Below are 23,993 nucleotides of genomic sequence, written 5' to 3' on the forward strand. Positions count from 1 at the left end.
AATCCTCCTGTGTCTCTTATTTATCAGTCTTTGTATACCATCCATTTTTAAAATTTGTTTCTTTGCTCGATGCATATTTCCCAGACATTCCAAATTGAGCGATTGCCGAATTTACAGTATCACGAATATCTGTCTTTTCCCCAATTATCCATAGACGACCTCCATTTCCCCTATTGTCTATCACTTCAAAGCCACTATTTTTAAAGAAATCTCTAACTGCACTGTTTCCTCTATTATTATTCTTTTCAGAAACATGTTTTACATGAACTTGTCGACTACTTGTATTAGAAGCAACATTTTCCTTTATTTCATTCGTCTTGGCTTTCGTTGATTTACCTTCAATTCCAGTCACATCTATAACATCTGAATATACAAAAAGTTCATCTAATGCCCTGGTATAAGCAATATATTTCTCATTTCTGCTCATTCTCCCAGACAACACAATGACTGTACTAAACTCTAGTCCTTTCGCATCATCAATGTTAATAATATTCCATCTAGTACGATGAATACTGAAATCTTCAATTGTCATATCATGAAATTTGTTTTCGTATGCTCCAAAACGATTCAATAAATATCTTGCTTCCATATCATTTCCAACTATTATAGCAGCTAATCCCGTTCTCTGCGTATCTACAAGCTGTGATATCATTTCGTTGTAAAATTCTTCATCTGACAATATTTCATGAACACCTTTTCCCGGTGTATTAATTGCTGACATATTCATACCAAATTGTTTATTACAAAAATCCGTGATTTGTGAAGCATTACGATAGTTTTCCTGCATTTCATGCATATCAGAAGTAAAAACATCAGCATATTCTGACCAGCTATCAATACCCTTTGCTCCCTCTATATGTTGATACACATCTCCGAACATATTAAATACAGTTTTTCCATCATTAACATTATACAGTAATCTTATTTCCTCTGGTGCAATTCCCTGTGCTTCATCAATTGATAAAAACGACTCAAAGCCATTATTCGGATGTCCTTGAAATTGATATAAAATCTGCAAGTATAAATATGGTGAGCAACTAAATGCTTGAATTTTTCCATTGTCACTCTCCTTTATGCCAATTTTATTCATAATAAACGTATATGTATTTTTTACAATACCTTCATTCATTTGAATCAATATATCACACTTGTTTTTTATCTTAGCAAAATAGCTATATTCTAAATACTTTTTATTTTCATTTTGTAATATATTGACGCAGTTTTGAGCCTTATCTAAAAGTTCAGCAATGGATTCCTGATATTCTGAATACTTATCTTCTACTTTAGATAAATCCCATGATATCATAAAGTATGCTCCAATGATTTTTCCAATATTATTTACAGCTTCATTGATTGTGTCATCATCATTTTGCGCATACTCTTTTTTCAGATTTTCGAAAATATTCAACGCTTCTTGCAACTTTTCACCAATATTCACCAATTTTTTAAAATAGCCATCATCTTCATACACACTCTCTAGTGTAGATTTTAAAAATTCTATTTTATCATTTGACTCATTGATTTCTATTTTTCTATTTTCAATTGCCTGTGCATTTATTACTGAATCATAAGTTTTCATTTTCTTTTGGGCATCTGATATTGTCTTTTTTTCTTTAAAAATAGCTTTATTAATATTTCTAATTGTATTATCTTTGCGATGCCTTAACGCTGTGCGAAGCATATCCAGAGCATCCAAAGTATTTCTAATTTCTGCATAATACTGTGAAAGAATAACATTATTTGCATTAATTATTTTCTGACAATTCAGCACTCTACCTCTTATCTGTGATAAATAATTTTCGCCTGAATCTGTCAAATTTAATGGCACCGACAATGTCTGGGATGCCTGCTCAAGGAAAGACATATCCATTTTACAATTCTTATCTAAAAAAGACTTAATAGCTTCTATGCACTCCTTTGAATAAATATACTTTTCTTTTTTAGAGGTCAGTTTTGTATGATAGCTTATCTTTCCATATTCGCCAGCCTTGTGTCCTGCATATTTTTGAATACAATAATCAAAATATTGTTCAATTGTGCCCATCTTAATATCAGAGATTTCAAGCTGATGACGCATATTTTCTGCCATATCAATATACATTTGAGATGGTGTAATTATATACAAGTTACTTCTATTTAAACTTTTCGGATTATCATATAAAATAATCGGTAATCTATGTAACATGATCATAGATTTACCTGAACCAGCACACCCCTGTACAATCATATTTCTATTGTATGGTGCTTGAATAATTTCGCCCTGCTTCTTTTGAATAGAAAATACAATATTTTTAAACTCTGGTGTAGATCGCCTTTCCAATAATTCCTGAAGAAATTCATCTGAGATTATCTTTGCTGCTGCATTAGGGTCATATTCGTCCGGTTTAAATTCCTGTATCATTTTTTCCAAGAAAGAATCACTGAAATAGCCTGTTCCCTTTATCTGATTCATTAGTACATCATCAAACACACCAGGAACTAAATTTAATGCACTCACAACTCTTGTAAATCTCAGTTTTACTTGATTTTTTACAATAAGTGTATAATCTGTATGATGTTCTATCCCATGTTTATCTTTTACTACACTTTCATATTCTACAGATGAGTTATTCAATATATAATGTCTACATAATGGCATTTTCCAAGATGTCACAAAATTTTCGGCATTATTATTACATGAATGAAGTCCCACCTTAATTTCGACTAAACCTTCTCCATTAACATCTTTATAATGCAATAATAAGCGTGTATGATATAGTTCATCTCTTGCTTGAAGAAAATTTTTTCTATTTTCATGAGTATCCTTAAGCCCCTGTTGAGCCAGTACTTTTGCTAAATAAGAATCTGGATTAATGGATATATCTGTATTCCTCGCCTCTTCCACATAACCCTGCATTCTTTGATCAAGATTTCTAATTACCTTATCCATTTTAGTAATTAAAATATCAAGTACTTTTTGTTCCTCTTTTTTTAATTCTTCGGCATGTTCATTTATGTTCAATCCTATTACCTCCCATTACATTTCCAAAAAAGCTTGCAACAAACGTGCTAAATATTTCCCCTCAAATCGCATACATGGAAAATATTCTGTATCCAAAATTTCTCCCTCTGAAATAAAATCAGCTGCATATAGAGGTTGTCCAAACCATATTATACTTTTATCTATAATCGTTACCGGTGTAGTAACATACTCAAATATCTTTTGGAATTTTTGCAAATCATTTGGTAAATCAATCTCTTCCAAATGTCTTATGCAAATTTCCACATTTTTTTCATTCTGTTCATTAAGGATTTTACTGAGCTGACTAAGCCTACCATCTAAATCATCCATTATATCCGGCATGTCTATATGAATTATCTTTTTTGCAGCCTCAATATCACTGATAAAAGTTCCCCAACTAGTCTCTCTATCCTCAAGGTATATGCTTGGTTTTTCATTCAATTCAGGCATTAACTCATCTAATATTTCAAAACCTTTTTTCTTCTTAGTTGATTGCCTCATCATATTTATAGCCTTAGTAAAAATTAGATTTTTAGATATTTTCTTCTTTAATAAATAATCAGCATTTGCTACTAATATAAATTTACCTTTTGCCCTTGTTACAGCTACATTAAATAACCTATTCGCAGTGTCATTTTTCAAAGATGTCAGCAATGTGCCAGGATATGGCATTCTATAACAGTCAACTGCGTCATATATTATGACAGGCTTCTCTGAACCCTGAAACTGATGCACTGTAGCACAAGATACTTTTTCCCATCTTTTATCTACTACCTGTATATCTCTAAGCATTGCTACAATTAATCTGGATTGTGCACTATACGGAGTTACAATTCCCACTTCATAATTACCTATATATTTTTCAGCCAATCTCATACTCATCATCGCTGATAAAAGATTTATTCTGGAATTGTCTTTTGTTTTAGTGCATACAGAATACATTCCACTCAAATCCATCAAAGTCATAGCCTCATTTGGGCATGGCGGAAGTGTAGCAATTTCGTTGCGACTTTCCATTATTTTATTAAATGTTTTTAACCTTCCCTGATACATATTTTTGCTTACAAAATCAGCTATTTCCTGATGCATTCTATATTGTAAGTCAAGCATGACAAGCCAGTCATGTCCTTCATTATTCTCCACAGCCGATGTAATTCCTGTATGCTCAAATATATCCTTAGTTAATCGATCATCAACCTTATTCTGTACAATTGCAGGTAACTGGCAAAAATCCCCTAAACATACAAAATAGTTTTTTGCAATTCCTGCTGCAAATATCACCTGTGGAACATACGCCATACTTGCCTCATCAAATATGACAACATCAAATCTTTGTGTGTATATTGCCTTGTCAACTGTGGCCTTAGATACTGTGGTTGCAACAAATGCTGACTTATGAATAAGTTCTTTCTCCTGCTCCGATAAATAATCTCTAATTTTATTAATTCTATTATTTATTTCAAGCCTTTCAGGTGATCTTCTTTTTAATTTTTTCTTTTTTTCTAAAAGTTCTTGATATTCCTGAGCTAAACTGGGATTTTTTTGTAATACAAACTGATACGATGTTAGGCTTTTGCTGTAGACCAATTCCTTTGTTCTAGGATATCCATATCGGATAACCACGCCATCTGGAAGATCCGCTTTTTTTGCAACACGAAGTAGGGCTCCGTCTACTGAAACATTACTGTATGAAAGCATAAGAACTCGTCTTCCTTTTAAAATATGTTCTATTGCTATATTAGAAAGAGTTTCTGTTTTTCCAGTTCCCGGAGGTCCCCAAATAAATGTGATTTTTTCAGTGATAGCTCTATTAAAAGCATAATTTTGTCCACTTCTAATACTATTCCATTGCGAGATTTGCCTTCTTCCATTACATGCAATTTCATATACAATAGAATCAGATTTAGGTTCCATCTCATCAAGCCTATCCATCAATGACTCCAATAATTGCCATTGTTCTGAAGTAAATTCTACGCTCTCTACAAATTCTCCAATATACTCCATCGTCCTAATAAGTATTGTAAAATCTTCACACGATACTACATAAGCTGTTACAATATTATCTGGAAACCATAATTTTATAGCTGTTCCATCTGGATAATGCATTTCAGTATCTGTATCAAACGCATATAAATATTCACCATTTTTAGATAGTAATTTTTCCCCATCAATAATTCTATATTTCTTCCCACCAGTTACTTTCAAATACTCTATTTCACTATTAATAGCAAATCTACAATCTCTCTTAAACATCTCAAAAGATGCTCCAACACCTTCAGTTTGTATCTTTTCTTGAAGCACCTCGTCTTCGAGTTCAAACATTTTGGCGAATGAAGATGGATACGCATACTTACTTATATCTCCATGGAAATCAATTGCAATATATCCATCTTTTATATATTCAATTGTTCCTATAGCATAAGTGTTAACATTAACAACACGCATGCCAATAAGCCTGCTCGTATCCATCTTCTCACCTCTTTACAATAGTTCCTTCAATTTCATCATTTCATCCTCAGTCAAAGTTACACCTTTTCCCATTTTCTCATGTTCCGGTGCCCAGTCTCTGTAACAAATGGTAAATACGCCATTGCTAAAGTATATTTGAGCACCATACATTTCTACATCATTCTCAAACACTCCATCCATATCGTTTTTGCCAACTCTTGTTTGAGCACCATACATTTCTACATCATTCTCAAACTCCGTTGCAGCAAAGGGTGAGTTCTGCTATGTTTGAGCACCATACATTTCTACATCATTCTCAAACTTGGCAATGATGGCGATAGACAACTTAACTGTTTGAGCACCATACATTTCTACATCATTCTCAAACGAGATCATTGCTAACTTTGCCATATCTGCTGTTTGAGCACCATACATTTCTACATCATTCTCAAACGCCGGCTGTACATATTGTTCCATGACTGCCGTTTGAGCACCATACATTTCTACATCATTCTCAAACCTGCAACACTTCCTCTTTTACCTTTTTCACGTTTGAGCACCATACATTTCTACATCATTCTCAAACACGGTACCCATATGATCTGTCCAAATAGACGTTTGAGCACCATACATTTCTACATCATTCTCAAACTACCTTTAGCATATTCGCACAGATAACCACGTTTGAGCACCATACATTTCTACATCATTCTCAAACTTTGTTCAGTAAACTTTTTATTGATTTGTTGTTTGAGCACCATACATTTCTACATCATTCTCAAACCACTCCGCTCTCAATTCCTACATTTGAATCGTTTGAGCACCATACATTTCTACATCATTCTCAAACTTTGGTCGTGCAGTATTATCATCTGACGCAGTTTGAGCACCATACATTTCTACATCATTCTCAAACAGTATTCTAAAAAAGGTGGTAGAATTGCCAGTTTGAGCACCATACATTTCTACATCATTCTCAAACAATCCAAAAAGCAGTATCTACCGACATATTGTTTGAGCACCATACATTTCTACATCATTCTCAAACATAAATGATGCTTATACATCATGCTTTAAGGTTTGAGCACCATACATTTCTACATCATTCTCAAACCGAGTTGATCGGGGTCAGACGTGCTAATGAGTTTGAGCACCATACATTTCTACATCATTCTCAAACAGTATTCTAAAAAAGGTGGTAGAATTGCCAGTTTGAGCACCATACATTTCTACATCATTCTCAAACAGTATTCTAAAAAAGGTGGTAGAATTGCCAGTTTGAGCACCATACATTTCTACATCATTCTCAAACAATCCAAAAAGCAGTATCTACCGACATATTGTTTGAGCACCATACATTTCTACATCATTCTCAAACATAAATGATGCTTATACATCATGCTTTAAGGTTTGAGCACCATACATTTCTACATCATTCTCAAACAACAATCGGGATACTGTAGCGTGGACTGCCGTTTGAGCACCATACATTTCTACATCATTCTCAAACAACAATCGGGATACTGTAGCGTGGACTGCCGTTTGAGCACCATACATTTCTACATCATTCTCAAACAATGATTTTGTTTTCTTCGTCATTCATCGGTTTGAGCACCATACATTTCTACATCATTCTCAAACATGACCGAAAAGACACAAACCAATATAATTGTTTGAGCACCATACATTTCTACATCATTCTCAAACTACTTCTATGATTATCTGAAACTTGATGGAGTTTGAGCACCATACATTTCTACATCATTCTCAAACTACCAAGTTTGCAGCATGGCGGCAACTCTCGTTTGAGCACCATACATTTCTACATCATTCTCAAACTGTGTTACAATACAAATATGTTAAAGATAAGTTTGAGCACCATACATTTCTACATCATTCTCAAACTATCCTCTTTTAATGTTTGGCTGCTATAAGGTTTGAGCACCATACATTTCTACATCATTCTCAAACAGCAACGCCCCTTGGCGGGGTCGATCTTGAGTTTGAGCACCATACATTTCTACATCATTCTCAAACAATGCGTCGTTCATCTGGATATCATAGATCGTTTGAGCACCATACATTTCTACATCATTCTCAAACAGTGAGACTGCTGGTTCTGCTTTTGTTGAAGTTTGAGCACCATACATTTCTACATCATTCTCAAACCAGCATCACGTTTATATAATGATCTTTACAGTTTGAGCACCATACATTTCTACATCATTCTCAAACCCCAGTCACCAAGCACTCCGCTAAAAATCGGTTTGAGCACCATACATTTCTACATCATTCTCAAACAACATAGTTTTGCGGATCTTTCGTAGTGTAGTTTGAGCACCATACATTTCTACATCATTCTCAAACAAGAGTCAGTTGCGTGCGACAATGAACGATGTTTGAGCACCATACATTTCTACATCATTCTCAAACACACTGCCGATAATCTGAACTTCATAAAGCGTTTGAGCACCATACATTTCTACATCATTCTCAAACGTGGTTGTCAAGAAAATCTGCAAGCACCTTGTTTGAGCACCATACATTTCTACATCATTCTCAAACCAATAGACGAGTATTAACAGGACCTTATAAGTTTGAGCACCATACATTTCTACATCATTCTCAAACTATAGGTGTAAAATTACATCGAGATAATAAGTTTGAGCACCATACATTTCTACATCATTCTCAAACGATATCTCCACCCATTTTAAGGGAGAATGTGTTTGAGCACCATACATTTCTACATCATTCTCAAACGCAACGAGTTGCTCTAACACGTGACGTTTAGTTTGAGCACCATACATTTCTACATCATTCTCAAACTTGGGGTTGCTTGAATTAGCAATAATCTTAGTTTGAGCACCATACATTTCTACATCATTCTCAAACAGTCAACATGTAAGTACATCTAAACTCAAAGTTTGAGCACCATACATTTCTACATCATTCTCAAACCAACTCTTCGCACTCTGCCAGTTTGTGTTAGTTTGAGCACCATACATTTCTACATCATTCTCAAACAATAGCGGTTGGGCTGGCCCTAGTGATAGGGTTTGAGCACCATACATTTCTACATCATTCTCAAACATGTCAATCAGTTGTTGACGAATAATACATGTTTGAGCACCATACATTTCTACATCATTCTCAAACCTCAAATCAGAAAATGAAATGCCATCACTAACATAAAATGTATCTCTGCTGTGCTCAAACACACTTATCTAAATAATAGTATAACGAGATCTTTCTCTTTTTTCAATAGATTTCACAGTTATCCTTATCAATAATATACCACTTCTCACCATCTATTCTACTGTCAATATAATGTTCCATTAATAAAACATTCCATTCTCGACAGCACACTTCCGAATACAATAATTTCATTTCTTCAGCAGAAAAGTATTGTCTTAAATTCCAGAATATTAATAATTTTGGCTTTATCAATTCCTGGAGCAATATACAATATTGCAATAACCGCTCCAAGTCCGTTTCATATTCAGTAACTAATTGAATACCCATAGCTTTCGCCAAACTCGAATAATCAAGTTCCTCATTGATACTGAACTCAAACGAATACTCCACCTCTAGATTACCAAAGAATGTTTGGATATGTGTGTTTAGCTCCTGCCCCTCTCTCCAATGCATTTCATTCACCGCTTTTTCTGCAAACGATTTCAAAAAGGCAGTAACCAGCTTTCTTTGATTAACGTCTAGCTGCAATGGATTAAATATCATTTCCATGACTTTGCTGATTTTTAATTCTTTATCACCTTCCGACAATACCCAGTTACCGCTATCACCACTTTGCTGAGATATTAATTCCTTTTGAATCTCCCGCCATCTTACCGGCGATTCTACAACACATACTGGTATCAGAGAATCATCCTTTCCAAATTCTATATCGAAATGAACATCCGGATGTGTTAATTTCAAACATCCCCCTCCCCTCTTTTACTGTGATTACAGTATAATTAACCGTTCATCACTCTGAATCACTTCACTTGTAACTTCCCCGACCAAAAGTTCCATTCGACCGTACTGTTTTTCGGTAATCGTCAACATTTGCACCAAACCTTCAGGAGGTTTGTTCTTGCGAACATTATCTTCAATCCTTTGAGCTATGCTGGTATTTAATGCTAACTTGCTATAGATTGACTCCTGTTGCATGACAAACCCACTCTTCAGCAAATATTTCCGAAATCTCGTGTATTCTCGTCGCTGCGCACTTGATAGTACAGGAAGGTCGAACATTACTATCACTCTCATGTACCTATAACTCATAAGAATAAAAGGAAAGCTGCGCAATGTCCGACTCATTCAAAGCATCGAATACGCTCTTAACGTATTGCTTGATCGCATTTAGGATGACAAAATGTTTGCCTTCCATTATTATTTCCTCATTTAGCAAAGCAACTAATTTCATTTTTTGTTCATGCTCAAATTCTATTGGTCTCATTTCACATACCTTTCGATCGACAAGCACACGATACGGTTCCATTAAATCTGAGCCCAAGTTAAATTGGTTAAACATATTATCATGGAATAACCCCAACTGCGTAATGTATCCATTCATTACAATTTCACGATTAATTGCAGAAAGCATCAGTGAATATCCATAATTCAATGCTGCATTAATCGGGCAATCTTGACTCCGTGAGAAATCCATGCCAAACAATGCGTTAAAATATACTTTTGCAGCATGACCTTCACGATTAGTGGCATCATTCCATTGTATCTGTTGAACATAGTCTCTCAGCAACGCAGCTTCCGTATTCTTCCCCCTTTCCAGCAAGAATTCCGCCTGCTTATTTATTTTCTCACGAACAATTTCCGTCCACACAGCTTCCTTCACCGACTGTGGCCACGTAATTTGTGTACGGATTTTATTGCTTGTATCATGTGAGCCATAATACGAAATCAACTCCGAGGATGGATTTCGCTTATGGTCACAAAATATCACTTTCACCTTCTGTCTCATTAATTCCGCCAACAATCCAACTGTCAGTGATACAGAAGTAGATTCCACAAGCAGAAGTGCTATTTCTGAAATATGTATCTTCTGCGTTTTCATCTCACTCCGTACCACTAAATATTGCAATTGCAAGTCCAACTTTGCCGTGTTGTGCACGACAACAATCCGCCAACTCATATCATTTTTAGATCAATCACTTGTTCGTAGAAACCTGTAATTGATTGGTTAATAATGTGCACATTGCTTAATCCTGATATATCAAATCCCATAATTAAAATTCCAGCATGTCCCGGTCCGTTTATTAATTTTAAATTAGCTGACTGACTGGCACATTGAAATAAGTGTAAAATTTCCATTAATACAATACATTTTTCCTCTGCTGATAATTCAACAAATATAATTTTTCCGTTTTTTAGTTTAGGTACTTGTGCTGACAAGCGTTTTTCATAAACTGCGTATTCCAATTTACTTACCAAAATGTCGAACAACTCTTCAAACATCTCTTCTGTTGGTCTATTTTTTTCTGAAAGTACTGCTTCTTTATTTTCCTTATAATCAAAGCAATATTTACTAATCACCTTAATTATCTTTTCCATCTTATACGGTACAACAAGCTGATTAGCCCCTTTAAATAATAAACCATTAGAACTTCTTCCCGACAAATGCATCTTAAACCCATCCACGTCAAATAGCGTATTAATCTTTATCTTAGGTATTCGCACGTCTGGATTCACAAGGCCAAGTTCCTCCTCACAATATCGTCTACGAAGCTCCACAGATTCCTCTAAGCTTTTCGCCAAAAATACCGGCACGAACTCAATCGTTCTCTTTCTCTCTCCCTTCTTACCATCGGATTCCACCAGCATAAAATAAGCACCACTCGCCTTATTATACGCTCCATATTTCTCGATCGACTGGAGTCTCTCATCGGCACCTCCCTTGATCGGTATCTGTCCTTTCCCTTTCTTCAAAATATTTTGATCAAAAAGCCCTCCTTTCACTTCGTATGCTCTTCTGGTGAATAAAACATTATTCTTTCGCATCCATTTCTTCACAGTACATATTGTCCCGTTATCTCCAGGAATCCATGCTGTTTCATTTCCACGTTTTACCGTTTCATTCTCAAACATTTTCTTTAAGTTGTATGTACGTCCCGGATTGTTGCGCACAAACCAAGCCGCATCCTTTGTAAATTTTACATAGTATGTGTTGCCGACAACAATATTCAAATAGGCATCTTTGGCATGATGGAAATCATTCACCTCACGCACTTTGATCATGTCAAATTTATTCCTAAATTTACTAACTGCACGAGCTTTTGCATAAACGATTTCGGCATCAGGATATGCCTCTTCCAATAAATGCGCAACTGCTTTGGTACTCTGACGTGTCTCCACTAATTGTCTGGCAATAAAACCAGCCAACTCATCTTCACCAAATGGCTCTGTTCTTGTTAATCTCTTATATTTTTCTTTAGAGATCAGTCCCTTTTTCAACAGCGTGCTCCATAATGCTTTTCCGGCTTTTCGGTATTCCTCAGGGACCGGGAATGTATCTGTCTTTTTGCTATTTAAATCTCTTTTGACCAATACGCGGTTGTCTATACTATCGTCCATAACCTTCGATTGTGGATATATATGATCAATATCATATCGGTTTGTGAATAACTCATCCAAATCAATGGCATCTCCGGAATACATACATCTTCCCATCTGCGAATAATATAAGAAAAGTTTGTCACTGCGCAATGCATTGTCAGACTCCTTATTTGCCAGACGGTCGTATAATTCCGGTGCTTCCTTTTTGCAGGCTTTGTAAAGATCCAACAACTGGTTTCTTCTAGAAACTTTTCTCACGCCTTTTTCACCGGGCTCTCTTGCAACCTCGACAAAAATGCGTTTTGGTGCACCACCCATTATATTTGTAATTTCCCTTACAATTTTTATAGTTTGCCAAATTGGGCGCTTTACTGCAGGAGACACATAAAGCTCTTCAATGTCTTGATATTCTATCTCTCCTTTTTTCATCTGTCCGGCATTCCATTGCTCAATCTGCTTTGTATAATCGTATTTTCCACTTAAAAGTTTCATTAAGTTCTCATTCGTTTCCCAAAGCGCAGTGATGATATTCATCACTTCACCAGTCTCTTTATTGACTGATTCAATATTTTCCAAAAAGGTGCGCGACAATCTGCCCCACCCTGCATATTTTTTGTTGGCAAGCTGAGCAACCTGTTTGTCAGACAACATCGGATATTTTCTATGAATACGCTGTTTCAACATCTTTTGAGAATCTGCAAATAGCGTAATATCTCTGACGATATCCTCCTGTTCACTTTCCGAAAGGACCCCCGTTCCAACGATCTGCTTAAAATCATGATACGCTTTCAACGAACTCTTAAAATTCTGATCAAATCCGGATAGTTCTTGTTCTTTAGAAATTACGCCGTTGATTCTAAGGTAGTCCTTGACCTTTTTCCCTGTTACACGTTGGTATTTCTTGAAAACATTATTATAAATATCCTGCTTAAGTTCCGGAGCTATCAGTTCCCCATCAATGCGCAGATTATTTAGCTCGTTCAATACATTGAATTTCGCATACAACAATGATTCCTTCGGCAAAACATCCTCTCCGATCAGATACGTGCATTTATTCGTCATGCGTTCAATAAATTTCGTTGCACTTTCTTCCTCGTCAATCATTTCTGAAAAATTCCATGGATAAATTTTGCCTTCCTTTTTACGTACAGACCAGCTATGACCACCTTTATCTTGATGCGCCGTGTTCAAAGGTCCTACATAGTACGGAATGCGGAAGCGGAATATCTTTTGTATTTTTTCCACTGGCGTATAACCATCTTGATCTTTCTCCAACAAAAACGGATAGAATTTCTGTGCGTTGTCCAATATTGCATTCAATTCATTCTCATGCAATTGATAAGGAATAACTCCATTATCGCGAATCATTTGTTTTGGAAATAATGTTCCAAGATCCATCTCTGCTTTTAACTCATCGATTATCTCTTGCCCCATTTCATCCACAGACAGACGATCCAGCTGCTTTTTTAAGAATTTATAAAAATCTTCCTGTGAACATTTTTTCTCAATCGGCTGTTTTTTTCCATTTTTCTTTGCCATGCCAATATAAGCACTATAATTTGCCTCATTTTTCTCAGACACACCAAAAACAGCCTCGTAAACTTCTTTATCCATCCGAAGAAGCTGCTTCACTTTCCGCAGATCATCACGGTGTTTCTCATAGGTTTTAACTTTTGCTTCCGACAAAAAGCGCGCATCCCCCAGTATATCATGCAATACCGTCCAATCATACACACCCTTTGCTGCTGCTATAAGCAAAAATCGATCCGCCAATACAGACTCTATTTCTACCTCTTTTTCTTCATAACCATTATCAGAAAAGCATATTTTCGAGATTTCTTCTTTATCCAACTCCGGATCAGCAAAAATATCACTTAGCTTTACGGTGCAACCCGTAATTAAAGCTGCTATCGCTTTCTCCTGTTTTTGCTTCTGCTTATCCGTTCCTACTATGAGCTTGCTGACCTGCGTCTTTTTATCTGATTTTGTGCATTGAGCATCACTCATAATGTGTTCCAATTGAGTCAACACTTCTTCTTGCGTCAAAGATTTCAGATCAATCTCTTGTTCTTCAGCCTGCTGCACTAATGCCTCAATCGCTGTTGAAAATTCTTTTACTTCTGATAATTTCTTGCCCTCAAACAGAAAATGTCCTCTATGCTTAATAATGTGATGTAATGCCAAATAAAGCAATCGAATATCGGGCTTATCTGTTGTATTCGTTGCCAACGCATAGCGCAAGTGAAAAATTGTCGGATATTTCTTATAATAGTCTTTATCTGTAAACCCATCATCTGCAAACAGTGCATACGGCAGCTCCGGCATGTTTCCATTGATGTCTTTCTTATCCTCATGCCAATACTTACTCTCTTTCATCCGCTGATAGAATCCCATGTCTTTCTTGCTAATCTCTTCCGCAAAGATTTCCTGCAATAAATGTAATCGATTTTTACGGCGCTCTGTTCTTCTTCGAGATGTTCGAAAGATTCTTCTTTCTTCGGCTGTCTTAGCAGACTCAAACAGGCGAATTCCCCATAATGCCTTACCATGACGTTTGATAATATTGTACGTCGGATCCGTCACTGCCCATCCTACAGAACCGGTTCCCATATCCAATCCAATATAGTACTCTTCAAATTTTTTCATAAAATCCTCCTTTTTCTCTTGACATGTCGTAGTTTATGCTTTATTATTGATGTCAGTTAAGTACCATACGTATTAACTACATCATAAGTTCAAATAAAAATTTATTCAAATCGCCTTCGGGCATCACAGTGTGTGATTTAATTGAACTTTAGGAACTCGCCTCGGCGAGTTTTTTTGTTGCTTGTTCATACCAGATCATCTCCTCCCCATCACTTCAATCTAAGAATCAGCACTTGTTATCCTTCATAACCAATTCCATTTCCAGATCATCCGCAAAATATTGTCTCCTCATTCTTTGAATTTCCTTTTGTAGTTCACTGACAACTTCCTGCGGTGCAGCAATCTTAACCCCTTCTCCTAATCCTAACACCCATCCAAAAAAATTATTACTGACAACCACTTCAACTTTTGCTTGAAAGTGGTCCTCATCCACCGGACGAATTTTAACGTCTCTTCCAAATCTATCTATGATCACACCTATAAACTCATTTTGACAAAGCAGCGTGACCGATTCCTCTTTTCCCGAAAACATTCCAAAATGTTTCTCTGCGTAGTTTGCTATATTTCCCTGTGGAAATAACTTTTGACCTTTTCTTTTGCATTTCATCGGTTGAATACGTAACATCTTGTCGACTCGAAAATGCTTGACAAGCTCAGCCTTTGCGTCATATCCTACCATATAATAATTCTCATTATCCCAAATCAGCCCCCACGGAGATATTATGTATCTCTCTCCTTCGTGTCTTGGCTCCATCTCCTTTTTCAAATTCCACTGAAAATATTGAAATGAAATCATTACGTCTGCTGTAATTGCATTATGTATTTCATCTACATTATAGTAGATACTTTCGTTCATGGTTTTTATCCGACCGTGAACATATACCTGTTGATTTAACTGTTTCGCTTCGTATTGACTAACGTATCGTTCCAGTTTCTCTATAAGCTGGCTGGATTTCTTCTCTGTGATAAATTTAGAAGACTGTACCGCGTCTACCAAAAGTTTCAATTCTGCCAATTCCAAATTTCGATTTCCTACACAATAATATACATATCGTCCTATGTGCTTTTTTTCAATATCAATTCCAAACAATTGCAGAGCTTCTAAATCAGAATATATACTCTTTCTCTCTGCCGCAATGTCATACTTGGCCAACTCATTGATAATCTGCTCTACTTGTAAACCATGTTCATCATCCGTCAGTCGAAGCATAATCTTTGCTAAATACAACAATTTTAGCCTTTGATTCGGTCGTTTTGCCATTTACCCTCCCATCTCTTATACGCATACCTATCGTAGATTTCTTGGTACAAAATTTAACATTACTTGTCTTAGTGTGGATTCTCTACACATTCTTTTATGACATGCCACTATTATAGCACATTTATTGTCCCATAAAACGTACTAAATCGTATTTTTCAATAATTTAGGTTCTTTTTTTGATCGGTGATTTTTGATTTTGTATCCACAATTCGGACATTTTCTTACGGTATCCGAAATTTCCCGGTTGCATTCCGGGCAACTAATTAGTGCCATTTGCTTTTCATCCTTTCTCTTTTATCGTAATAGATAACATAACATTTTCTATTTTACGAAATCCTCTCATATGCAGTGCACCGCCCCGCCCACCTTTTGACTTTCTCCCTCAAACTTTGTATAGTATATATGTTGTGCCATCGGGCACACGTCACATTTTACGACTGCGAGGCATCAGCTTTTGATATACGCCCGGTTTCTTTAGAACAGGGGGGATGGTCGCTGGTTTTTTGCAGCAAAGCAAACATTGGAGGGTACCTATGAAATCTTTTGGTAGTGAGGGGATTTTATTCCCTGTATATTTTATTATGCTGGCTTTGGCCGTATATCTGAACGTGTTTACGGGTTCGGGTCTTGATATCGCCAACATTATCATTAATATTGGAATGTTTTTAATTGTCGGCGGGATTATTTTGTATTCTACGACACATTGTTTCATGCCTGCTAATCGGATGATGGCTAGCCTGCATCTTGCGGCACGCAACTTTCAGACTGACTTCAAACGTAAAGGCGATTATTTGTGGGATGATTATAAAGATAATCCAAAGCTCTTTGGTAACAAATTGGCAGATACACGTTTTCGTGAATATTGCGAGGAGCGCAGAAGATTAACAATGTTAGAGCGAAGTGCCCAATGCGATATTGATGATTATCTGAATGAATATTACATTGACAGCGTAATGAAATGTGGATTGATCAGCATTGTTCCCGGCGTAATGACCGGTCTAGGTATTTTGGGTACTTTTATCGGTCTGTCGTTTGGTCTTCAGAATTTTAATACCGGCAGTGCGTCCGCAATTACGGACAGCATTCCGCAGTTGATGAATGGTATCAAGATCGCGTTCCACACATCTATTTATGGTATGGTATTTTCTTTGGTATTTAACTTTGTTTACAAGAAAAACTTAGAAGATGCTTATAATGCCATGGACGATTTTTTGGACAGTTACCATAAATATGTCGCACCCCGTGCACAAAATAATGCGGCAAATATTTTCTTGGATTATCAAGCTTTGCAAATGATGCAGACGGAGAAGATGATGGAGAAATTTAGTGATGAAGTAGCTGATAAGATTGCTCGGGCACTCAGACAGTAACACCACTCGGTTCCGCGTACAGAAAAGAGGTTTATTATGCGCAGAAAAAAGAAAAGACATTTGGAGGAAACCAGTTATTGGCTTTCCTATTCCGATATGATGGCTGCTCTTTTGTTGATCTTTGTGTTGATCATTTCGTTTACAATGCTGCAATCGCAAAGACGTTATGAGCAAAAACAAGAGGAATTAAAGCAGCAGCAGGCTTTGGTTCAAAGCCAACAGGAACAACTGCAGGAGCAACAGGAACAGTTAGACAAATTGATCGGTATTCGAACGGAACTGATCGAGGCTCTCAAGAAAGAGTTTGACGGTACGGATCTCAGTGTGAAAGTTGATGAAAAGACCGGATCCATCGCGCTTGACTCAAGCATTTTGTTTGATTCCGGACAATTTGCGTTGAAAGCGTCGGGCGAAGAATTGCTGCAAAAGTTTTTACCAAAGTATATCGGCGTATTAACAGACAAGCAATTTAATGATTATATCTCAGAGATTATTATTGAAGGACACACAGATACACAGGGCGACTATTTATATAATCTGGAGCTGTCCCAAAAAAGAGCCTTGTCTGTCGCAACTTTCTGCTTAGATGAAAACAAGAAAGTGCTGTCGACTGCCAAGATCACGAAACTACGCAAAATTGTGACGGCAAACGGCAAGTCCTTTAGCAATCCTATATTGGATAAGGATGGCAAAGAAGATCAAAATGCATCTCGTCGCGTGGAATTTCTTTTCCGCCTGAAAGATGATGAAATGATAAATGATATCAGTGACATATTGAATAATTGATATTAGTGACAGGAGGAAAACATGGAAATTCATCCGATTGCCCGGATACACTCTGATTTTCCGGGAAAGTTTGGCATTCCACGACAGAGCGGTCTGGTTCCGGAGTTACGCAGCCGTATCATATTTGAACCGGAATACCGCAATCGCGATGCGATCCGCGGCTTGGAAGATTTTTCTCATTTATGGCTGATCTGGGAATTTTCAGAAACAATACGTGGGGAATGGTCACCTACCGTTCGTCCGCCCAAACTTGGCGGCAATAAGCGCATGGGAGTATTTGCAACGAGATCTCCATTTCGACCAAATTCACTGGCGCTTTCTTGTGTAGAATTACAGGACATTATTTTTTCAAAAGAAGATGGACCAATCCTGGAAATAACGGGTGCCGATCTCATGGACCGCACCCCGATCTATGATATAAAACCATATCTTCCGTATGCCGACTGTAAACCGCTGGCTACGGGTGGTTTTACAGACAGCGTAGAAGCTCATTTGCTGCGCGTAATACTTCCGGACAATGCGGGCCAAGTATTGCCTGCCGAAAAGCTTCTTTCTCTGGAAAAAGTGCTGGCTCAAGATCCTCGCCCTTCTTACCAAAACGATCCGGAACGCATCTATGCGTTTGAGTTCGCCGGCGTTACTGTCCGCTTTTTCGTACAGAATGACATTCTCACCGTAGTATCTATGAGTTAGCTGCCTATATACGCCAACTTCCCATACCTCAAATCCTCCACAACCACATATTGCTTATTATGTCAGAATACTTGCGCATGATTTCTGCTCATTATGTCAGCAATAAATATGTATTTTGCAGCCGACAAACTAACTTGTTCTGCCGGCAGCGAACTAAGATAATTGCCGCAGAACGCAACGTTTTTGTGTGATTTCTTATTTTGTTAGGTCTCTGATGAATACACGCCCGAAGGATTGTCTGAGTTGTCCCGGTTTAGCAAGGTATCATCCATTTTTGGACGGGACGCTTTCGCTACACTGCGCTACGTCACGTTACTTAATGTCTCTGAAATACGAGACATAAGTAACGACGAGCGCAAAGTCCCTTTCAAAAATGATGATTACCTTCCTTCCGGGACTGCAAGTTTCCGAAGGGCATGTAAATCAATCATCAGAGACAACAAAATCTAGAAATCACGAAAAACGAAAATGCGGCAAGGCAATTACTATAGTTCACTGCCGGCAGAAAGCGCTATGTTGTGTCTGCAAAATACTTAGCATTCTTTGACATAATAAGCAATATGTGGTTGTGCAATAACTTCCGGCATGGGAAGTTGGCGTTATTTATTTGCCCAAAGATAACAGTATGCTTGTGTTCTCGCCGCAAATCGTTCTGTCTTTAACAGATTCCGTACTTCTTCTTTGGTGTACCATCCTGCTTCAATTTCTTCCACATTAGATGTGCTTTGGCGGAATTCACCACGTGCTTTTCCGATGACACATACATTCATTTCATTGCTGAACCCAACCGCACTATAGCTGAGTCCTAACTCATCATTGATCTCATATAGTTCTAACCCCGTTTCTTCCCACAACTCGCGCTTCGCACTCTGCTCCGGCACCTCGCCGGGATCAATCAATCCCGCCGGGAAATTATAAACCCACGTACCTGCCGCCATACGGAATTCTTTGTTCAAAACGATTTTCTCCCCACTCTCATCAGTGACCATCAGCACAACTGCATCCGGCTTATTGCCACGAAGCTCTTCTCTTGTTTGAACATTACGGTTGCGGCTGATCATTTCATATATCTTTGTCGTATCATCTACCGTCTTATAAGTAATATCATAACGGGTAATAAATTTACCTTCTTCCTTTTTATCAATCTTCTCAAACTTCATTCTCTAAGTTCCTCCTGTTTTCATTTATATTCTCAAGCTTCTCATACCGGAAGTTTGCGTTATATTGGCGTTAGCGGAGTACAAATAGATACACTCCACAAATGCCGCCACCCAAAAGCATAGATAACAAAAATGCAGCAATAGACTGTTTGCGTTTATACAGCGAATACAATATTGGACAAAAGGCAAGAACATACAAAGCACATCCTATGAAACCATATATCCGCATAGCTTCGCCTTCCGCAACGTAATCAATAGACCCGGGTTCTTCCATAAGATTACCTGCTGTTAAGATACTGTATCCCAGCCAGATAAAACTAATGCATCCCCAAATTATCCCTAGCATTATAATTATGCTTCTTTTTGCAAAAATAGATATCTTTTTCATACGTTACATATACCCGCAGCCGTTTTTCATCGGATGTTCCTTCCCCGAAATATAATGTGCACGAAACGCCATATTGCATTCTCGCAATTCCATTTCCCCTTCAATATACGGTTCGTACATTTTTAGGATTCCTGCCGAACATCCATCACAGCCACCTGCATCACCGCCCACAGATTCTTCAATGATCGCCATTCTTTCTTCCTTTGTGGTATCTTTTATCAATAAACTTCTCATCGTCATACCTCCTGTCATTCCAGTAAATAGCGCATGATTTCTGCGCATAATAGCCACACCTATTGTAGCACTCTTTCGCCCTATAGTAAAAAGGAAAGTTGAGTAATTTTCAAAATGCTAGTATACTATACTATCGGGATGCAAAGCAGACACCCATCCCCCTATACAAATAAATAATCCAAACTTCACACATCCAAAGGGAATGCATCGTCACATATTGCTTATTACGTCTGTAATATACATACTATTTTGCAGCCGATAAACTAACTTATTCTGCCATCAAAGAACTAAGATAATTGTCGCAGAACGCAAAGTTTTTACATGATTTCTTATTTTGTTAGGCCTCTGATGTATACATGCCTGAAAGAGTGTCTGAGATGTCCCGGTTTAGCAAGGTATCATCCATTTTTGGACGGGACGCTTTCGCTACGATGCGCTACGTCGCGTTACTTAATGTCTCTGAAATACGAGACATAAGTAACGACGAGCGCAAAGTCCCTTTCAAAAATGATGAATACCTTGCTTCCGGGACTTCGAGTTCTCTGTAAGGCATGTAAATCATTCATCAGAGGCAACAAAATATAGAAATCACTCTAAAAACTAATTGCGGCAAGGCAATTACCGTAGTTCTCTGATGGCAGAAACCACTATGTTGTGGCTGCAAAATACTTCGTATTCTTTGACGTAATAAGCAATATGTGACGATATAGCAATTTTGGTTGTGTGAAGTTGAAGTAAGAAATAGAAAGAAGCGTAGGACGAACATGAATACTAAGACAAGCAAATATGAAATAGATATGTGTAATGGCTCAATATTGGATAAACTGGTTTCCTTTTCAATTCCGTTGATGCTGTCAGGAATTTTACAGTTATTATTTAATGCGGTAGATATTATCGTGGTTGGACAGTTTACGGGCAATGAAGCACTGGCGGCTGTTGGATCAACGACTGCGCTGATCAATGTATTTGTCAATCTTTTTATCGGGATTTCCTTGGGCGCAAGTGTATTAGCTGCAAGATTTTATGCGACCGGACAAGAGAAGGGAATGTCAGAAACCGTACATACATCCATTACGTTGGCTCTGATCAGTGGAATCGCAATGGGAATTATCGGAGTGATCGCTGCCAAAGGTGCGTTAAAACTGATGGACACTCCGGATAATGTATTAAACCTGTCCACACTTTATATGCGCATATATTTTATGGGAATGCCATTTTTTATGTTATACAATTACGGAGCGGCCATTTTAAGAGCGGTGGGTGATACCAAACGCCCTCTATTATTTTTGATTATTTCAGGTGCGACAAATGTGGTGTTAAATCTTCTTTTGGTGATTCAGTTTCATTTGGGTGTTGCCGGTGTTGCTATCGCAACGGTAATTTCTCAATGTATATCGTGCATTTTGGTATTACGCTGTCTATACCTTTCCGATGGAAGTTATCAGCTCCGCTTCAATAAATTAGGTATGAAAACGCGCTATGTAAAGCAAATATTCCAAATCGGTATTCCAGCCGGAATCCAAAGCACGATCATTAATTTTTCGAATGTTCTGCTTCAGTCCTCTGTCAACTCTTTTGGTTCTGTTGCAATGGCTGGCTACACTGCCGCCAATAATATTTTGGGATTTTTGTATGTATCTGTGAATTCCATTACACAGGCCTGCATGAGTTTTACAAGCCAAAATTATGGTGTACGTAAATTTAAGAGAATGGATAAAGTGTTATTAGAATGCTTAGGACTGACGGTAATTGTTGCTCTCGTTTTGGGTGGTGGATCCTATCTTTTCGGTGCGGAACTAATGCACATTTACACTAAGAGCACCAAGGTCATAGAGTGCGGTGTGGATATTATGTTATATACAACCGTCACATATTTCTTATGCGGTATCATGGATCTGCTGCCGGGAGCATTGCGAGGCATGGGGCATTCCACCGTGCCAATGATCCTTTCGGTGATTGGCACGGTAGGCACCAGAATTGTATGGATCTATGTCATTTTCCCATGCCATAGATCATTAGACTTTTTATTTATTTCCTACCCGGTGTCGTGGCTCCTAACCATTGTCATGCAGGTGATCTGTTTTTATTTCGTACGCAAAAAGGTGCATAATAGCTAGCTGCTCCACCCAGCTCCTGTTCAATCCTGAGAAGCCGGTTGTACTTTGCAACTCGCTCACTTCGGCTCGGTGCACCGGTTTTAATCTGTCCGCAATTCAAGGCAACTGCCAGATCTGCTATCGTCGTATCCTCTGTCTCTCCGGAACGGTGGGACATAATACTCGTATAACCAAACTGTTTGGCAAGCTTGATCGCTTCCATCGTTTCCGATAAGGTCCCGATCTGATTGAGCTTAATTAGGATTGAATTACCACAGCCTTCTGCAATTCCCTTTGCCAGCCGTTTCGTATTCGTGACAAACAGATCGTCCCCCACCAACTGTACTCGATCGCCGAGTTCCTGTGTCAATTTCTCCCAGCCAAGCCAATCCTCTTCATCCAGTGGATCTTCAATAGAAATGATAGGATATCGTTCCACTAATGACTTCCAATGCGCGATCAACTCCTCGGAGGAATATCTCACCCCGGATTTTGGAAGCAGATACATCCCCTTTTGATCACTTTTCCATTCACTTGCCGCTACATCAATAGCAATCCGGAAGTCTTTTTCCGGTTCGTACCCTGCCTCTTTGATTGCATCGAGAATACATTCTATTGCCTCTTCATCACTCTGCAAATTTGGCGCAAATCCACCCTCGTCACCAACAGAGGTTGCCAAACCTTTTCGTTTTAATAAGGCAGCCAATGCATGAAACACTTCTGCGCTCCAACGCAGCGCCTCGCGGAATGAGTCCGCTCCCACCGGCATGATCATAAACTCCTGTACATCTACTGTATTGGCCGCATGCGCACCACCGTTCAAAATGTTCATCATCGGCACAGGCAGTTTTGTACCGGATACGCCACCCACGAAACGGTAAAGTGGCGTCTTTAACGATTGTGCGGCTGCTTTTGCCGTTGCAATAGAAACCGCCAAGATCGCATTCGCTCCAAGCACGGATTTGTCTGCTGTGCCATCTTTACGCAGCATTACTTGATCGACCGCATACGTATCAGACGCGTCCATTCCACGCAAAATACCATTGATAACGTGATTAATATTATCAACCGCCTGCAGCACACCTTTCCCACCATACCGTGTATGATCTCCATCCCGAAGTTCCAATGCCTCAAATTCTCCGGTAGATGCACCACTCGGCGCAGCCGCCCGTCCTATCGTTCCATCCTGCAGAGTCACTTCTGCCTCTACGGTTGGATTCCCTCTAGAATCCAAAATTTCTCTGCCTGTAACACGTTCAATCTGCAATTGTTTAAGCACACTGATCACCATACCTTTCTTACATTCTATTTTTGATCAGTGTTTCCATTATTTA

The 23,993-nt window shown here is 38.0% G+C and carries 15 protein-coding genes and 1 CRISPR repeat array; of the genes, 4 read left to right on the forward strand and 11 right to left on the reverse strand.

Translation table 11 applies throughout. From position 1 onward, the window contains the following. Positions 1-16: 16 nt before the first annotated feature. The 7 genes from DXB73_RS08180 to DXB73_RS08210 all read right to left on the reverse strand — a co-directional run bounded on the left by DXB73_RS08180 (position 17) and on the right by DXB73_RS08210 (position 15,932). A complete protein-coding gene (locus DXB73_RS08180) occupies positions 17-3,001 on the reverse strand; it encodes a hypothetical protein (protein WP_118690754.1) in 2,985 nt (994 codons plus the stop codon). A gap of 15 nt (positions 3,002-3,016) precedes the next feature. After that, positions 3,017-5,470, reverse strand: coding sequence for an AAA domain-containing protein (locus tag DXB73_RS08185; protein WP_118690755.1), 2,454 nt, complete (start codon positions 5,468-5,470; stop codon positions 3,017-3,019). Between the two features lie 133 nt (positions 5,471-5,603). Continuing rightward, a CRISPR array of direct repeats spans positions 5,604-8,608; the repeat unit is 36 nt; unit sequence GTTTGAGCACCATACATTTCTACATCATTCTCAAAC. Between the two features lie 102 nt (positions 8,609-8,710). Further along, positions 8,711-9,388 (reverse strand): type II-A CRISPR-associated protein Csn2, encoded by a 678-nt coding sequence (gene csn2 / locus DXB73_RS08190; protein WP_118690756.1) that lies wholly within the window; start codon positions 9,386-9,388, stop codon positions 8,711-8,713. Between the two features lie 27 nt (positions 9,389-9,415). Continuing rightward, positions 9,416-9,721 carry a CRISPR-associated endonuclease Cas2 gene (gene cas2, locus DXB73_RS08195; protein WP_118507332.1) on the reverse strand — a complete coding sequence of 102 codons (306 nt, stop codon included), beginning with the start codon at positions 9,719-9,721 and terminating at the stop codon, positions 9,416-9,418. 4 nt (positions 9,722-9,725) lie between these two features. Beyond that, a complete protein-coding gene (gene cas1, locus DXB73_RS08200; RefSeq protein WP_118690757.1) occupies positions 9,726-10,604 on the reverse strand; it encodes a type II CRISPR-associated endonuclease Cas1 in 879 nt (292 codons plus the stop codon). Continuing rightward, positions 10,601-14,671: a type II CRISPR RNA-guided endonuclease Cas9 gene (gene cas9 / locus DXB73_RS08205; RefSeq protein WP_118690758.1), complete on the reverse strand. Its 4,071-nt coding sequence runs from the start codon at positions 14,669-14,671 to the stop codon at positions 10,601-10,603. Before cas9 ends, cas1 begins: the two co-directional genes overlap by 4 nt. Before the next feature lie 226 nt (positions 14,672-14,897). Continuing rightward, complete coding sequence (locus DXB73_RS08210) at positions 14,898-15,932, reverse strand: WYL domain-containing protein (protein WP_118690759.1); 1,035 nt, start codon at positions 15,930-15,932, stop codon at positions 14,898-14,900. Between the two features lie 533 nt (positions 15,933-16,465). Here DXB73_RS08210 and DXB73_RS08220 point away from each other — a divergent pair. From DXB73_RS08220 to tsaA, 3 genes are read left to right on the forward strand one after another with little or no spacing between them, the layout of a single operon-like run. Continuing rightward, on the forward strand, positions 16,466-17,302 hold the full coding sequence (locus tag DXB73_RS08220) for a MotA/TolQ/ExbB proton channel family protein (RefSeq protein WP_022024644.1): 837 nt from the start codon (positions 16,466-16,468) through the stop codon (positions 17,300-17,302). Between the two features lie 36 nt (positions 17,303-17,338). Further along, positions 17,339-18,088: an OmpA family protein gene (locus DXB73_RS08225; RefSeq protein ID WP_022024643.1), complete on the forward strand. Its 750-nt coding sequence runs from the start codon at positions 17,339-17,341 to the stop codon at positions 18,086-18,088. Between the two features lie 21 nt (positions 18,089-18,109). Continuing rightward, the gene (gene tsaA, locus DXB73_RS08230) at positions 18,110-18,781 is read left to right on the forward strand and encodes a tRNA (N6-threonylcarbamoyladenosine(37)-N6)-methyltransferase TrmO (RefSeq protein ID WP_118690761.1); all 672 of its coding nucleotides are present in this window, start codon (positions 18,110-18,112) and stop codon (positions 18,779-18,781) included. 599 nt (positions 18,782-19,380) lie between these two features. On the opposite strand, the gene DXB73_RS08235 is transcribed toward tsaA, so the two are convergent. From DXB73_RS08235 to DXB73_RS08245, 3 genes are all read right to left on the reverse strand, one after another. Continuing rightward, positions 19,381-19,941 (reverse strand): NUDIX hydrolase, encoded by a 561-nt coding sequence (locus tag DXB73_RS08235; protein ID WP_118690762.1) that lies wholly within the window; start codon positions 19,939-19,941, stop codon positions 19,381-19,383. A gap of 70 nt (positions 19,942-20,011) precedes the next feature. Continuing rightward, positions 20,012-20,215, reverse strand: coding sequence for a hypothetical protein (locus tag DXB73_RS08240; RefSeq protein ID WP_118690763.1), 204 nt, complete (start codon positions 20,213-20,215; stop codon positions 20,012-20,014). A gap of 117 nt (positions 20,216-20,332) precedes the next feature. Then, positions 20,333-20,563 carry a purine biosynthesis protein PurH gene (locus DXB73_RS08245; protein ID WP_118690764.1) on the reverse strand — a complete coding sequence of 77 codons (231 nt, stop codon included), beginning with the start codon at positions 20,561-20,563 and terminating at the stop codon, positions 20,333-20,335. A 764-nt stretch (positions 20,564-21,327) separates the two neighbouring features. On the opposite strand from DXB73_RS08245, the gene DXB73_RS08250 reads away from it, so the two are divergent. Then, positions 21,328-22,680 (forward strand): MATE family efflux transporter, encoded by a 1,353-nt coding sequence (locus DXB73_RS08250; protein ID WP_118690765.1) that lies wholly within the window; start codon positions 21,328-21,330, stop codon positions 22,678-22,680. On the opposite strand, the gene eno is transcribed toward DXB73_RS08250, so the two are convergent. After that, positions 22,628-23,938: a phosphopyruvate hydratase gene (gene eno, locus DXB73_RS08255; protein WP_243104003.1), complete on the reverse strand. Its 1,311-nt coding sequence runs from the start codon at positions 23,936-23,938 to the stop codon at positions 22,628-22,630. The genes DXB73_RS08250 and eno overlap by 53 nt on opposite strands. Between the last annotated feature and the right edge of the window lie 55 nt (positions 23,939-23,993).

This window comes from Clostridium sp. OM05-6BH (genome assembly GCF_003481635.1).
GTDB lineage: Bacteria > Bacillota > Clostridia > Lachnospirales > Lachnospiraceae > Butyribacter.

Excerpts from the sequence above, each read along its gene's own strand:
- DXB73_RS08185 (WP_118690755.1), bottom strand. The coding sequence starts at position 5,470 with ATGGATACGAGCAGGCTTATTGGCATGCGTGTTGTTAATGTTAACACT.
- cas2 (WP_118507332.1), bottom strand. The coding sequence starts at position 9,721 with ATGAGAGTGATAGTAATGTTCGACCTTCCTGTACTATCAAGTGCGCAG.
- cas1 (WP_118690757.1), bottom strand. The coding sequence starts at position 10,604 with ATGAGTTGGCGGATTGTTGTCGTGCACAACACGGCAAAGTTGGACTTG.
- cas9 (WP_118690758.1), bottom strand. The coding sequence starts at position 14,671 with ATGAAAAAATTTGAAGAGTACTATATTGGATTGGATATGGGAACCGGT.
- DXB73_RS08210 (WP_118690759.1), bottom strand. The coding sequence starts at position 15,932 with ATGGCAAAACGACCGAATCAAAGGCTAAAATTGTTGTATTTAGCAAAG.
- DXB73_RS08220 (WP_022024644.1), top strand. The coding sequence starts at position 16,466 with ATGAAATCTTTTGGTAGTGAGGGGATTTTATTCCCTGTATATTTTATT.
- DXB73_RS08225 (WP_022024643.1), top strand. The coding sequence starts at position 17,339 with ATGCGCAGAAAAAAGAAAAGACATTTGGAGGAAACCAGTTATTGGCTT.
- tsaA (WP_118690761.1), top strand. The coding sequence starts at position 18,110 with ATGGAAATTCATCCGATTGCCCGGATACACTCTGATTTTCCGGGAAAG.
- DXB73_RS08235 (WP_118690762.1), bottom strand. The coding sequence starts at position 19,941 with ATGAAGTTTGAGAAGATTGATAAAAAGGAAGAAGGTAAATTTATTACC.
- DXB73_RS08240 (WP_118690763.1), bottom strand. The coding sequence starts at position 20,215 with ATGGAAGAACCCGGGTCTATTGATTACGTTGCGGAAGGCGAAGCTATG.
- DXB73_RS08245 (WP_118690764.1), bottom strand. The coding sequence starts at position 20,563 with ATGAGAAGTTTATTGATAAAAGATACCACAAAGGAAGAAAGAATGGCG.
- DXB73_RS08250 (WP_118690765.1), top strand. The coding sequence starts at position 21,328 with ATGAATACTAAGACAAGCAAATATGAAATAGATATGTGTAATGGCTCA.